We start from the raw sequence: 13,082 nt of genomic DNA on the forward strand, positions 1-13,082 counted from the left end.
GCCGCACCGGAGGGCCCGGCCCCCGACCCCAGGACGGGCAGCAGTCAGCGCCCCGGACGGATCGTCAGATCGTTGATCTCGGCGTCGCGCGGCAGATCGATCGCCGCGAGGATCGCGGTGGCCACCGACTCCGGGTCGATCCAGCGCGAGGCGTCGTACTCCGTGCCCTCCTGGTGGTGCACCTTCTCCTGCATCGGGGTCGCCGTGCGGCCCGGGTACACGCTCGTCACCCGCACCCCGTTCCCGTGCTCCTCCTGCCGCAGCGCGTCCGCCACCGCCTTCAGGCCGTGCTTGCTCGCCGCGTACACCCCCCAGTTCGCGTGCGCGTTGAGGCCGGCGCCGGAGTTCACGAAGACCACGTGGCCCTGGGACATCCGCAGCTGGGGCAGGAGCAGCCGGGTCAGTTCGGCCGGGGCGATCAGGTTGACGGCGAGGGTCTGCTGCCAGACCTTCGCGGTGAGTTCGCCGATCCCGCCGAGCTCGACGATGCCCGCGATGTGCAGCAGCGAGTCGAGCCGGTCCGGCATCGGCTGGTGGGCGAAGGCCCACGACAGCCGGGCCGGTTCCGCCAGGTCGCCGACGAGGGTGCGGGCGCCGGCGAAACGCGACGCCAGCTCCTTGGCCCGGCCGGCGTCCCGCGCCAGGAGCAGCACCTCGTCGCCGCGGTCCAGCAGCCGCTGGGCGACAGCGGCGCCGATGCCGGAACCGGCGCCAGTGATCAGATGCGTGCTCACGCGTTCTCCTCCAGGTATGCCATGGCCTCGGCGCCGTCCTCGGCGAAGAAGACCAGGTCGCTCAGGGGCAGCGGCAGGAAGCCTTCGGCGTCCATCCGCTGGAACTGCAGTTTGAGGCCGTCGTAGAACCCCGCCGCGTTCAGCAGCACGACCGGCTTGGTGTGCAGGCCGTGCTTCTTCAGCTCGAGGATCTCGGTGGCCTCGTCGAGGGTGCCCGTACCGCCGACCATGATGACGATCGCGTCCGACCGCAGCAGCAGCTGCGCCTTCCGCTCCGCGAGGTTCGCGGTGATCAGCATCTCGTCGGCGTTCTCGCGCGCCTTGGTGTGCAGGAACTCCACGGACACGCCGACCAGCCGGCCGCCCGCCTCCTGCACACCGTCCGCCACCACCTTCATGAGGCCCGACTCCGAGCCGCCCCACACCAGGGTGTGGCCGCCGCGGCCGATCAGCGTGGCGAACTCGCGGGCCGGGACGGTGTAGCGCTCGTCGAGATCGGCGGCGGACATGAAGACACAGATGTTCATGCCCGCCACCCTACGAGGCGGCGCGGCCGGTCCTAGACCTGACCGTGGGAGCCGGCACCGGCGCCCGCGCGGGCCCGCTGCGTGGTGGCGATGGTCGCGGAGCCCACGACGCGGGTGCCGTCGTACAGCACCACGGCCTGTCCCGGGGCGATGCCGCGGACCGGCTCGCCGTCGAACTCCACCAGCAGCTCGCCGTCGACCAGCTCGGCGGTGACGGGCACGTCCTCGCCGTGGGCGCGCAGCTGCGCGGTGTACGTTGCGCGGCCGGTGGGCGGGGTGCCGCACCAGCGGGGCTTGACGGCGGTGAGCGCGGTGACGTCCAGCGCCTCGACCGGGCCGACGGTGACGGTGTTGTTCACCGGCGAGATGTCGAGGACATAGCGCGGCTTGCCGTCGTCGGCGGGGGTGCCGATGCGCAGCCCCTTGCGCTGCCCGATGGTGAAGCCGAACGCTCCGCTGTGGGTGCCGAGGCTGGTGCCGTCCTCGTCCAGGATCTCGCCCTCGGCGCTGCCGAGGTGCTTCGCGAGGAAGCCCTGGGTGTCGCCGTCGGCGATGAAGCAGATGTCGTGGCTGTCCGGCTTCTTCGCGACGGCCAGGTCGCGGCGCTCGGCCTCGGCGCGGATCTCGCCCTTGGTGGTGAGGGTGTCCCCGAGCGGGAACATCGCGTGCGCGAGCTGGCGCTCGTCGAGCACGCCGAGCACATAGCTCTGGTCCTTCGCGGCGTCTGAGGCGCGGTGCAGCTCGCGGGTGCCGTCGTCGTTGATCACGACGGTCGCGTAGTGGCCGGTGCAGACGGCGTCGAAGCCCAGCGCGATCGCCTTGTCCAGCAGCGCCGCGAACTTGATCTTCTCGTTGCAGCGCAGGCAGGGGTTGGGCGTGCGGCCGGCCGCGTACTCCGCGACGAAGTCGTCGACGACGTCCTCACGGAAGCGGTCCGCCAGGTCCCACACGTAGAACGGGATACCGATGACGTCGGCCGCGCGCCGGGCGTCACGGGAGTCCTCGACCGTGCAGCAGCCGCGGGCGCCGGTCCTGAAGGACTTCGGGTTCGCCGAGAGGGCCAGATGGACACCGGTGACGTCGTGGCCGGCCTCGGCGGCGCGGGCCGCGGCGACCGCGGAGTCGACGCCGCCGCTCATGGCGGCCAGAACGCGCAGGCGACGAGCGTCGCGGGGGGAGTCAGTCATAACCCCTCCAGAGTACGTTGCGCCTCCGGCGCGGTTCGACGGGATTACCGGCCGGGTCCGATAGGGCGCCCTCAAACGCCGGGCGGGCTTCCGTGGCTGGGGCCGACCCGAAGCTGATCGATCTCCTGCGCCTGCGGCGGGCGCCCTCAAACGCCGGGCGGGCTGGTTGTGGCTGAGGCCGTCCCCGAGGCGATCGGCGTCCTCCCCCGGACTTCGTCCGGGAGGTACCCGCAGAGGCTGACGTCGCTGGACCCAGGGACTCATGCGGCTGCGCCCGGCCGGAACCGCTCCGCCGGGCGGGCTGCTGTGGCTGGGCCCGGCCCGTCAGTCCCGGCGCCGTCCGCAGGACGTCAGCTCAGGCCGGCCTTGCGGGCGCGTTCCACCACTGGTCCGATCGCCGCGGCCAGGGCGTCGATCTCGGGCTGGGTGGTGGTGTGGCCGAGGGAGAAGCGGAGGGAGCCGCGGGCCCGGTCGGCGGGCTGGCCCATCGCGATGAGGACGTGGCTGGGCTGGGCGACGCCGGCCGTGCAGGCGGAGCCGGTGGAGCAGGCGATGCCCTGGGCGTCGAGGAGGAGCAGCAGCGAGTCGCCCTCGCAGCCGGGGAACGTGAAGTGCGCGTTGGCCGGCAGCCGGCCAGCCGGCGCCGGGTCGCCGTTGAGTACGGCCTCCGGGACGGCGGCGCGGACCTTCGCCACCAGGTCGTCGCGCAGCGCGCCGACCTCGTGGGCGAACTGCTCGCGCCGCTCGGCGGCGAGCGTGCCGGCCGTCGCGAAGGCGGCGATCGCGGGGGTGTCGAGGGTGCCGGAGCGGCTGCGCTCCTGGCCGCCGCCGTGCAGCAGCGGGACGGGCGTGTGCTCGCGGCGCAGGACGAGCGCGCCGACGCCGTAGGGGCCGCCGATCTTGTGGCCGGTCACGGTCATGGCGTCGAGGCCGGAGGCCGCGAAGTCGACCTCGATCTGGCCGAACGCCTGGACCGCGTCCGCGTGCAGCGGGACCCCGTGCTCGTGGGCGACCGCGGCCAGCTCGCGGACCGGCATGATCGTGCCGACCTCGTTGTTGGCCCACATCACGGTCGCGAGGGCGACCGTCCCGGGGTCGCGTTGGATCGCCTCGCGCAGCGCGTCGGCGTGCACCCGGCCGTACGCGTCGACCGGCAGCCACTCGACGCGCGCGCCCTCGTGCTCGACGAGCCAGTCGACGGCGTCCAGGACGGCGTGGTGCTCGACGGGGCTGGCCAGCACCCGTACCCGGCGCGGGTCCTCGGCCCGGCGCGCCCAGTACAGGCCCTTGACGGCGAGGTTGTCGGACTCGGTTCCGCCGCTGGTGAAGACGATCTCACTGGGGCGGGCGCCGAGTGCCTCGGCGAGCGATTCCCGGGACTCCTCGACGGTTCTCCGGGCCCGCCGCCCGGGTGCGTGCAGCGAGGAGGCGTTGCCGGTGACCGTGAGGTGCGCGGTCATCGTCCGCACCGCTTCCGGCAGCATCGGCGTGGTGGCGGCGTGGTCGAGGTAGGCCATGATGACGCCGATTCTACGGTCGCCCGGTCGGCTGTCGGGACAGACCCGGTCGACTGTCAGGACAGAAGGGCCCGCGCGAGCTGGCGGGACTGCGCGACCAGCCGGTCCTCGCTGTCCCAGACCTGGGCGTCCTCCTCCAGGAAGCCGCCGGCCAGGTTGCGGGTGGTGATGGAGACGCGCAGCGGACCCGGTGCGGGGCGGCAGCGGATGTGCACCGTCAGCTCGACGGTCGGGACCCAGCCCTTGATGCCGAGGTCGAAGGCGGTCGGCGGCAGGGCGTCGACAGTGAGCAGCAGCGAGAGCGGGTCGTGGTCGCGGCCGTCGGCGAGGCCGAGCCAGCCGCGCATGTCGCCCTTGCCGGAGGGGGCGCCGACGGCCCAGCCGGCGGTGGCGGGGTCGAGCCGCAGGTCGAGGCGCTGGATGATGGCGGTCGAGCCGGCGATGGCGCCGCCGCCCGCGGGCGCCGCGTCGGCGCCGAAGCACTCCTCGTAGGGCGGTACCGGCGGGACGGCGGCGGTGGTGCGCACGTCGTCCGGCAGTGCGTCGAGGTCGCCGTAGGCCGCCATGACCCGCATCCGCTCGACCTCGCGGCCCTCCGCGTCGGTCTGGAAGAGCGACGCCTGGCCGGTGGACAGGGTGCGGCCGGCGCGGACGGTCTCGGTGCGGATCGTCGCCGGGCCGGGCTGGGAGGCGGTGAGGTAGTGCGCGGTGACGGTGAAGGGGTCGGGGTGCGGCAGCGCCTGCTGGAGGGCGCGGCCGATCACGCCGAGCAGGTAGCCGCCGTTGACCGCCTGGATGATGGTCCAGCCCGCCGAGAGGTCGGCGTCGTAGACGCCGGGCTCGCCGGGTCGCGGGACGACCGCCGTGTCCCGGTCGAATTCGCTGTCCCCGATGGTCGCCTGAGCTGCCGCATATGCCATGGGACGAATGTTACCCGCCAGTAGCGCCGTCTTGTCCAGCTCTGCCGGCCTCTTTCGACCGGCCGCGACACCCTTGACACAGATGGGCCCGCTCCCTAGTTTTCCAACCAAGGACATGAATGGCGTTCATATACATGACGGGGTGCACAGTGGGACGACGGGTAGTGGTGTCCGGCGGAGGCACCGGCATCGGGCTCGCGACCGCCGAGGCGTTCGCGGCCGACGGCGACCGGGTCGTCATCATCGGCCGGCGCGCGGAGCTGCTGCGGGAGACGGCGGACAAGCTCAACGCCACCCACGGCGACGGGCTGGTCAGCTGGACCGCCGCCGACCTCAGCGATCCGGAGCAGGTGCGGGACGCGGCGCGGTTCGTCGAGGGCGACGGCCCGGTCGACGTGATCGTCACCAACGCGGGCGGCAACGTCGCCTCGTCCCCGGACGGAACGCTGGAGGGGATCGCGGCCGGCTACCGCAGGAACTTCGAGGCCAACGTGCTCACCGCGGTCCTGCTCACCGAGGCGCTGCTGCCGCAGATCCGGCGGCCCGGCGGGCGCATCGTGCATCTGTCGTCGATCGCCGCGCTGCGCGGCCCCGGCTCCTACGGCGGCGCCAAGGCGGCCCTGCACGCCTACACCTTCGAGCTGGCGCAGCGGCTGGGCACCGACGGGGTGACGGCCAACGCGGTGGCACCGGGCTTCGTCGGCGACACCGAGTTCTTCGGCGACCGGGCGACACCCGACTTCGTCGCGTCGCGGGTCTCCCAGACTCTGACCGGCCAGCCCGGCGCGCCCAGCGAGATCGCGGCGGCCATCCGGTATCTGGCCTCCCCCGAGGCGGCGTACGTCACCGGCCAGATCCTGCACATCAACGGCGGTGCGGCGCTGGGGCGGTAGCCAGGACGGGCGCCGGCCTACAGCGCCTGCCGCGCCTCCTCCTCGCTGGTCGCCCTGCTCCTGCGGTGCCAGGCGCGGGGCGCTCGCCAGCCGAAGTACATGGCGCACAGCCGCAGCACGAAGGCGCTGACGACCGCGGCGCCGCTGGTGAACCCGGTGAGCGCGTCGAACTTGATCAGCAGTGCCGCCATGATCGAGCCGACCATGGCGGGGACCGCGTACAGGTCGCGGTCCCAGCGGAGCAGCGACGGCACCTCGTTGGCGAGCAGATCGCGCAGCACCCCGCCGCCCGCCGCCGTGGCCAGCCCCAGGGCGGCGGACGGGACCAGGCCGAGGCCGTAGTCGTGCGCCTTGACGGTGCCGGCCACGCAGAAGAGGCCGAGGCCGGCGGCGTCGAAGACGTTCACGGTGGTGTTGATCCGTTCGACCTCGGGGTGCAGGAAGAACACCAGCGCCGTGGCGAAGAGCGGGGTGCTGAAGTAGCCGAGGTCGCTGAAGGCGGCGGGCGGCACCGCGCCGATCATCAGGTCCCGGAAGATCCCCCCGCCCAGCGCGGTCACCTCGGCGAGCACGGCCATGCCGAACACGTCGTAGTTCTTGCGGACGGCGGCCAGCGCGCCCGAGATCGCGAAGACGAAGATGCCGACGATGTCGAGCGTGTGCTGGACGGAGGGAGAGATGAGTTCCGAGATCACGCCATATGGTCTCTTACGTCAGAGTCGGCTTGCCCTTCGTGGAGAGCCAGGTGCCGAACAGGTCGTCCAGCTGCTGTCCCGACACCTTCTCGGCGAGCGCGATGAACTGGGCCGTGTTCGCGTTGCCGTAGCGGTGCTGCGAGGTCCAGGTCTTGAGCAGCTTGAAGAAGGCGGCGTCGCCGATCTTCTCGCGCAGCATCTCGAGCGTCATCGCGCCGCGGGTGTAGACGGCGTCGGCGAACATCGTGTCGCGCTGCGGGTCGGCGACGTCGATCTGCCAGAAGGCGGCCGTGGCGGGGCGCCCGTTGTAAGCGGCGAGGAACGCGTCGTGGGCGGAGCGGGTGCCCCGGTGCTCGGTCCACAGCCACTGGGCGTAGGTCGCGAAGCCCTCGTTGAGCCAGATGTCCTTCCACTGCTCGACGCTGACCGAGTCGCCGAACCACTGGTGGGCCAGTTCATGGACGATCGTGGACTCGCTGCGGACGGCGGAGTAGGCGGGCTTGGACTGCACCTCCAGCGAGAACCCGGCCTCCGGCATGTCGTCGACGATCGCGCCGGTCTCCTCGAAGGGGTAGCGGCCGAAGACCTGCGACCAGTAGTCGGTGGCTTCCGCGGTGACCGCGTAGACGTCCACCGGGCCGTTGGCGAGGACCGGGTCGGTGGCGACGTAGATCGGTATGCCGCCCGGCGTGGTCCCGGTTCTGACGTCGAACTTCCCGATGGTGGCCGTCGCGAGGTAGGTGGCCATCGGCCGGGACTCGCGCCAGGTGGAGACGGTGCGCGAGCCCTTGTCGTACTGGGAGGTCAGCACGCCGTTGGAGACGCCCTTGAGGCCCTTGGGGGCGCTGATCCGGATGTCGAAGGTGGCCTTGTCGGCCGGGTGGTCGCTGCCGGGGAACCAGGTCGAGGCGGCGTTCGGCTCGCAGGCGACGAAGACGCCGTCGGTGGTCTTCATCCAGCCGTAGTTGGAGCCGAAGACGATGGGGCCGGTCAGCGGCTCCGGCACTCCGCCGTAGACGACGGTGGTGGTGAACTCCTGCCCCTTGCGCAGCGCGTGCCGCGGGGTGATGACGATCTCGTCGCCGCTGCGGGTGAACCGCGCCGGCTTGCCGTCCACGCTGACCGAGGTGACGGTGAGCTGCTGCAGGTCGAGGTCGAAGGAGGAGAGGTTCTGGTTGGCGCGGGCGGTGACGGCCGCCCGGCCGTCGAGCCGGTCACTGGCCGGGTCGTAGGAGACGTCCAGCCCGTAGTGCCCGACGTCGTAGCCGCCGTTGCCGAGTTGGGGGAAGTACGGGTCCCCGATGCCGGGGGCGCCGGGCTTGGGGCCGTGCGAGGCGACGGCCGACGCGGGTGCGCCGGAGATCAGACAGGCCGACACGCTGAGGACAGCGAGTGCGGTGCCGAGGAGTCGGGCCGGACGGGAGGGTGCCATGGGGGTCTGCCCTTCGGACGCGAACAGTGACGCGCCGACTCTGCACCCTCCCCCCTCGTCATGACCATGACTTTTCGCTAAGTGGTCATGCACTAAAGGTCAGTTGGCTGATTACCGACCGCCGGGGCGTTCTCCGGGTGGTGGCACGCCACCTCGTGTCCCGTGGCCAGGGCGATCAGCGGCGGCTCCTGCGTGGAGCACACCTCGGTCGCCTTCCAGCACCGGGTGTGGAAGCGGCAGCCGGACGGCGGGTTGATCGGCGACGGCACATCGCCGGTCAGCAGGATCCGCTGCCGGGAGGTACGCCGCTTCGGGTCCGGCACCGGCACCGCGGACAGCAGCGCGTTGGTGTACGGGTGCATCGGCTGCGCGTAGAGCGCCTCTCGGTCCGCGACCTCGACGACCTTGCCGAGGTACATCACCGCGATCCGGTCCGAGACGTGCCGGATGACGGACAGGTCGTGCGCGATGATCACGTACGTCAGCCCGAGCTCGTTCTGCAGGTCGTCCAGCAGGTTGACCACCTGCGCCTGGATGGAGACGTCCAGCGCCGAGACCGGCTCGTCCGCGACGACCAGCTTCGGCTTGAGGGCGAGCGCCCGCGCGATCCCGATGCGCTGCCGCTGCCCGCCGGAGAACTCGTGCGGATAGCGGTTGTAGTGCTCGGGGTTGAGGCCGACCAGCTCCAGGAGGTTCTGCACCTCCTTCTTCACGCCCGACTCCGTCGCCACCTTCTGGAGCTTGAACGGCGCTCCGACGATGGTGCCGATGGTGTGCCGCGGATTGAGCGAGGAGTAGGGGTCCTGGAAGATCATCTGCACATCGCGGCGCAGCGGTCGCATCTCCCCCACGCTCAGATGGGTGATGTCACGGCCCTGGAACTCGATCTTCCCGCCGGTGGGTTCGAGCAGCCGGGTGATCAGCCGGCCCATGGTGGACTTGCCGCAGCCCGACTCCCCCACCACGCCGAGCGTCTGGCCCGCCGCCACCTGGAGGTCGATCCCGTCGACCGCCTGCACCGCGCCGACCTGCCGGCGCAGCATTCCCTTGGTGATCGGGAAGTGCTTGACCAGGCCGGTGACCCTGAGCAGGGGCTCCGCCCCCGCGGTGGACTGCTGGGGGATCTTCACGTCTTCTTGAGGCACGGCCTGGTCCTTCACAGCTTGGGCGCAATCTCTTCGGTCCAGATCCGGTCCCGGTCCTGCTCGCCGAGGTGGCAGGCCGACCAGTGCCCGGCCGCGGTCTCCCGCAGCTCCGGCACGATCGTCTCGCTGGAACCGCCGTTGAGCCCGGCGTACGGGCAGCGCGGGTGGAAGGCACAGCCGGACGGCACGTTGATCAGGCTGGGCGGGGCGCCCTTGACCGGGTTGAGCCGTTCGGTCCGCTCGCGGTCCATGCGCGGCATGGAGCCCAGCAGGCCCCAGGTGTACGGGTGCTGCGGTTCGGTGAAGACCTTCTCGGCCGTACCGCGCTCGACGCACCGGCCGGCGTACATCACCAGCAGGTCGTCGGCGAGCTCCGCCACCACGCCCAGGTCGTGCGTGATCATGATGACGGCGGAGCCGAACTCCTTCTGCAGATCCCGGATCAGGTCCAGGATCTGCGCCTGGACGGTGACGTCCAGGGCGGTCGTCGGCTCGTCGGCGATCAGCAGTTCCGGGTTGTTGACCAGCGCCATCGCGATCATCGCGCGCTGGCGCATACCGCCGGAGAACTGGTGCGGATAGTCGGCGATCCGCTGGTGCGGTTCGGGGATGCCGACCCGGTCCAGCATCTCGATCGCCCGTTTGCGGGCGACCTGCTTGCTGACGTCCTGGTGCACCCGGCAGGCCTCGACGATCTGCGCGCCCACCGTGTAGTAGGGGTGCATCGCCGACAGCGGGTCCTGGAAGATCATCGCCATCTTCATGCCGCGCAGCCGCCGGACCCGGTCGGGGTCGGCGCCGATCAGCTCCTCGCCGTCCAGCCACACCTCGCCGGAGATCCTGGCCTTGGCGGTGCGGTGCAGGCCCATGATGCCCAGCGAGGTCACGGACTTGCCGGAGCCGGACTCCCCGACGATGCCGAGCGTCCGGCCGCGCTGGAGATCGAAGCTGATCCCGTCGACCGACCGGACGAGACCGTCGTCGGTATCGAAGTGGATCTTCAGATCGCGTACCGCCAGGAAGGCCTCCGCCGTGTCCGGCCGGGCGGTGAGCACCGGCTCGCCGACCGTGGCCCCCGGGCCGGAGGCCGGCCCGTCCTCCTTGCGCAACGGGTCGCGGTCGCTGTCCTTCCGCAGCGGATCGCTGCCGGCGGTGCTCACGAGTACCTCACCCTGGGGTCGATAGCGGCGTACAGCAGGTCCACCAGGAGACTGCACATGATGATGAAGAAGGCCGCGACCATGGTCACGCCGAGCACGATGGGCAGGTCGTTGTCCCTGATCCCGTCGACGGCGTAGGCGCCGATCCCCTTGAAGGAGAAGACGTTCTCGGTGATGACGGCGCCGCCGATCAGCAGGCCGAAGTCCATGCCGAAGATCGTGACGATCGGGGTGAGCGCGGCCCGCAGCCCGTGTTTGGCGACGACCCTGCTCTCCCGCAGCCCCTTGGCCCGCGCGGTGCGGATGTAGTCCTCGCCCATCGTCTCCAGCATCCCGGCGCGGGTGAGCCGCGCGTAGAGGGCGGAGTAGAGGAAGGCCAGGCTGCACCAGGGCAGGACCAGGTTCCAGGCCCACTGGAACGGATCTTCGGAGATGGGCACGAACTGGACGTTGTCCCAGATGTGCCAGTTGTACTGGAAGAAGCCCAGCGCGAGCATTCCGGTGAAGAAGGTCGGCAGCGAGACGCCGGCCAGCGCGACACCCATCGACAACCGGTCGAAGACCGAGCCGCGCTTGAGCGCCGACAGCACACCGATCGCCACCCCGGAGACGACCCAGATCACGGCGGCACCGATGGCCAGCGACAGCGTGACCGGAATCCGGGACTTCAGCTCGGGCCACACCTCGATGTGGCTCTTGAAGGAGTAGCCGAAGCACGGCGCGTGGCAGACCGACGCGTCCGGGCCGAACTTGTAGTTCGCCCCGACGGCGATGGCCTTGATGAAGTGCCAGTACTGCTCGTACAGCGGCAGGTCGAAGCCGAGGTTTCGCTTGACCGCCGCGATGCTCTCGGGGTTGGCGTCCTTGCCGACGTACTGGGTGGCCAACTGGGTGGTGGTTTGCCCGCCGAGGCGCGGCAGAAGGAAGAAGATCGCGAATGTGACCGCGCTGACGACCAGCAGCAGCAGCAAAGCGGCGATCACGCGTCGAATGATGTACGCAGTCACAGCCGTGCGGCGCCGGGTCCGCCGGGCCGGGGGTCACCCGGCCCGGCGGACACCGATGCCTTCACCTGCCTTCCGATTACTTGGAGGAGCTGATCAGCAGGTAGTCGTACATGCCCAGATAGGCCTGCGTGACCGTGACGTTGGTCGCGGACGGCGGCCGGTAGAGCAGGTTCTTGCGGTACAGCAGCGGCACCACGGACGCGTTCTCCATGGTCAGCTTGTCGATGTCGCCCCATGCCTTGGTGCGGGCCGCGTTGTCCGTGTTCGCGATGGCGTCCGACAGGGCCTTGTTGATCGCCGGGTCGTTCAGCTCCATCAGGTTGTTGCCGCCCGAGGGCTTGATGGCGCTGCCGTCGATGATCTGGTCGAGGAAGCCGTAGCCGGTCGGCCAGTCGGCGCCCCAGGCCATCATCATCATGCCGAGGCCGTGCGAGTGGACGTAGTCCGGGACACCCGCGAAGTTGGAGAAGTACTTGCCGGCCGGGAAGCTCTTGATGTTGACCGTGATGCCGACGGCCTTCAGCGAGTTCTGGATCGCCGTCGCCGCCGCCATCTCGGAGGCCCGGTCGGAACGCGCCGACAGGTTGGTGGTGAAGCCGCCGGGCTGGCCGCAGGCGGTCAGCGCGGCCTTGGCCTTCGTGGCATCGCCCTTGTTGCCCGGGGTCGGGTACAGGTCGAACTTGCTGTAGCCGTTGACCGACGGCGGCAGCAGCGTCGTGGCGACGTCACCCTTCACATTGCCGCCCGCGGCGGTCTGCACCGAGGTCTTGTCGATCGCCCACTGGACCGCCTTGCGGCAGTCCGGGTTGTCGAACGGCTTCACGTTCACGTTGAGCGCCACGTAGGACGTGGCTCCCGCGTAGGAGTTGTCCGTGTTCTTCTTGTTCGCCGCGCTCAGTACCGACGGCTGGCTCGCGGGCTGCACGCCCGCGCCGGCCGCGTCGACCGTGATGGCGCCGGCCAGCAGGTCCTTGTCGATCGTGACGCCGTTCACCTTGAACTTCATCGTGATCTTGTCCGGGAGCGCGGGACGCAGCGGGTCGTTCTCCTTGGTCCACTGCGGGTTGCGCACCAGGACGGCGCTCTTGCCGTCGTCGTAGGACTCGAACTTGTACGGGCCCGTCGACATGATGTGCTTCACGTACTGGGCGCCGGTGTCCTTGGCCGCGGGCACGGGCGCGGTCTGCGAGAACGTCGCCAGGTAGTCGAAGTCCGCGAAGGGCTTGCTCAGGTGGAAGACGATCGTCGAGTCGTCCGGGGTCTCGATGGACGCGAGCCCGTTCGGGTTCTTGTCCTTGTACGGACCCTTGTACGCGTCGCCGCCGACCAGGTACGCCTTGAAGTACGTCGGGCCGTTGGACAGCGCCTCGGGCGCGAAGTTGCTGCGCTCGATCGCGTACTTGACGTCCTTGGAGGTGACCGCCGTGCCGTCCTCGTACTTCACGCCCTTGCGCAGCGTGTAGGTCCAGGTCTTGGCGTCGGGGCTGGCCTTGCCGAGACCGGTGGCGAGGTCGGGGACGATCTGCAGGCCCTCGGCGCCCGCGGCGGGCTTGAAGGTGACCAGCGTGCGGCCGTACAGCCGGGAGAAGTTCTGCACCCAGCCGTAGTACGTGTTCCCCGGGTCGAGCGAGTCGGGCACGTCGGAGTGCTCGTACGAGACCGTCCCACCGGCCTTGTCACTCTTGTTGACGACCTGGGTCAGAGCCGCGTCGGTACCCGCGCTCGTCCCCGTTCCCTTGTCGGTGGTCTTGTCGCTGCTGCTGCAAGCGGACGCTCCCAAGGCCAGAGCCGTGGCAAGCGCCAGCACCGCTGTCGCTTTTCTGCTGTTCATGCCGAGGAAAGCCCCCTCGTTCGGTGGAGATACA

At 70.4% G+C, this 13,082-nt stretch carries 12 protein-coding genes; 1 reads left to right on the top strand and 11 read right to left on the bottom strand.

The window, feature by feature from the left end; translation table 11 throughout:
- Positions 1–44 precede the first annotated feature (44 nt).
- From LNW73_RS09005 to LNW73_RS09025, 5 genes are all read right to left on the bottom strand, one after another.
- A complete protein-coding gene (locus LNW73_RS09005) occupies positions 45–734 on the bottom strand; it encodes an SDR family oxidoreductase (RefSeq protein WP_250989572.1) in 690 nt (229 codons plus the stop codon).
- The gene (locus tag LNW73_RS09010) at positions 731–1,261 is read right to left on the bottom strand and encodes a TIGR00730 family Rossman fold protein (RefSeq protein WP_250977865.1); all 531 of its coding nucleotides are present in this window, start codon (positions 1,259–1,261) and stop codon (positions 731–733) included. Before LNW73_RS09010 ends, LNW73_RS09005 begins: the two co-directional genes overlap by 4 nt.
- A 32-nt stretch (positions 1,262–1,293) precedes the next feature.
- Positions 1,294–2,448, bottom strand: coding sequence for a tRNA 2-thiouridine(34) synthase MnmA (gene mnmA, locus LNW73_RS09015; protein WP_250977864.1), 1,155 nt, complete (start codon positions 2,446–2,448; stop codon positions 1,294–1,296).
- A 350-nt stretch (positions 2,449–2,798) separates the two neighbouring features.
- Positions 2,799–3,965: a cysteine desulfurase family protein gene (locus LNW73_RS09020; RefSeq protein WP_250989573.1), complete on the bottom strand. Its 1,167-nt coding sequence runs from the start codon at positions 3,963–3,965 to the stop codon at positions 2,799–2,801.
- A 56-nt stretch (positions 3,966–4,021) separates the two neighbouring features.
- Positions 4,022–4,885 (bottom strand): thioesterase family protein, encoded by an 864-nt coding sequence (locus tag LNW73_RS09025; protein ID WP_250977862.1) that lies wholly within the window; start codon positions 4,883–4,885, stop codon positions 4,022–4,024.
- 149 nt (positions 4,886–5,034) lie between these two features.
- Between LNW73_RS09025 and LNW73_RS09030 the strand changes: the two genes are divergently transcribed.
- Positions 5,035–5,778: an SDR family NAD(P)-dependent oxidoreductase gene (locus LNW73_RS09030; RefSeq protein WP_250989574.1), complete on the top strand. Its 744-nt coding sequence runs from the start codon at positions 5,035–5,037 to the stop codon at positions 5,776–5,778.
- Between the two features lie 17 nt (positions 5,779–5,795).
- On the opposite strand, the gene LNW73_RS09035 is transcribed toward LNW73_RS09030, so the two are convergent.
- From LNW73_RS09035 to LNW73_RS09060, 6 genes are all read right to left on the bottom strand, one after another.
- On the bottom strand, positions 5,796–6,473 hold the full coding sequence (locus LNW73_RS09035) for a trimeric intracellular cation channel family protein (RefSeq protein WP_250977860.1): 678 nt from the start codon (positions 6,471–6,473) through the stop codon (positions 5,796–5,798).
- Between the two features lie 13 nt (positions 6,474–6,486).
- Positions 6,487–7,905: a M1 family metallopeptidase gene (locus tag LNW73_RS09040; RefSeq protein ID WP_250989575.1), complete on the bottom strand. Its 1,419-nt coding sequence runs from the start codon at positions 7,903–7,905 to the stop codon at positions 6,487–6,489.
- 92 nt (positions 7,906–7,997) lie between these two features.
- On the bottom strand, positions 7,998–9,050 hold the full coding sequence (locus tag LNW73_RS09045) for an ABC transporter ATP-binding protein (protein ID WP_250977858.1): 1,053 nt from the start codon (positions 9,048–9,050) through the stop codon (positions 7,998–8,000).
- 11 nt (positions 9,051–9,061) lie between these two features.
- Complete coding sequence (locus LNW73_RS09050; protein ID WP_250980340.1) at positions 9,062–10,105, bottom strand: ABC transporter ATP-binding protein; 1,044 nt, start codon at positions 10,103–10,105, stop codon at positions 9,062–9,064.
- A 101-nt stretch (positions 10,106–10,206) separates the two neighbouring features.
- Complete coding sequence (locus LNW73_RS09055) at positions 10,207–11,217, bottom strand: ABC transporter permease (protein WP_250989576.1); 1,011 nt, start codon at positions 11,215–11,217, stop codon at positions 10,207–10,209.
- A gap of 76 nt (positions 11,218–11,293) precedes the next feature.
- Positions 11,294–13,048: an ABC transporter substrate-binding protein gene (locus tag LNW73_RS09060; RefSeq protein WP_250989577.1), complete on the bottom strand. Its 1,755-nt coding sequence runs from the start codon at positions 13,046–13,048 to the stop codon at positions 11,294–11,296.
- Between the last annotated feature and the right edge of the window lie 34 nt (positions 13,049–13,082).

Origin of the sequence: Streptomyces sp. RKAG337 (genome assembly GCF_023701715.1) — a bacterium.
Taxonomy (GTDB): domain Bacteria; phylum Actinomycetota; class Actinomycetes; order Streptomycetales; family Streptomycetaceae; genus Actinacidiphila.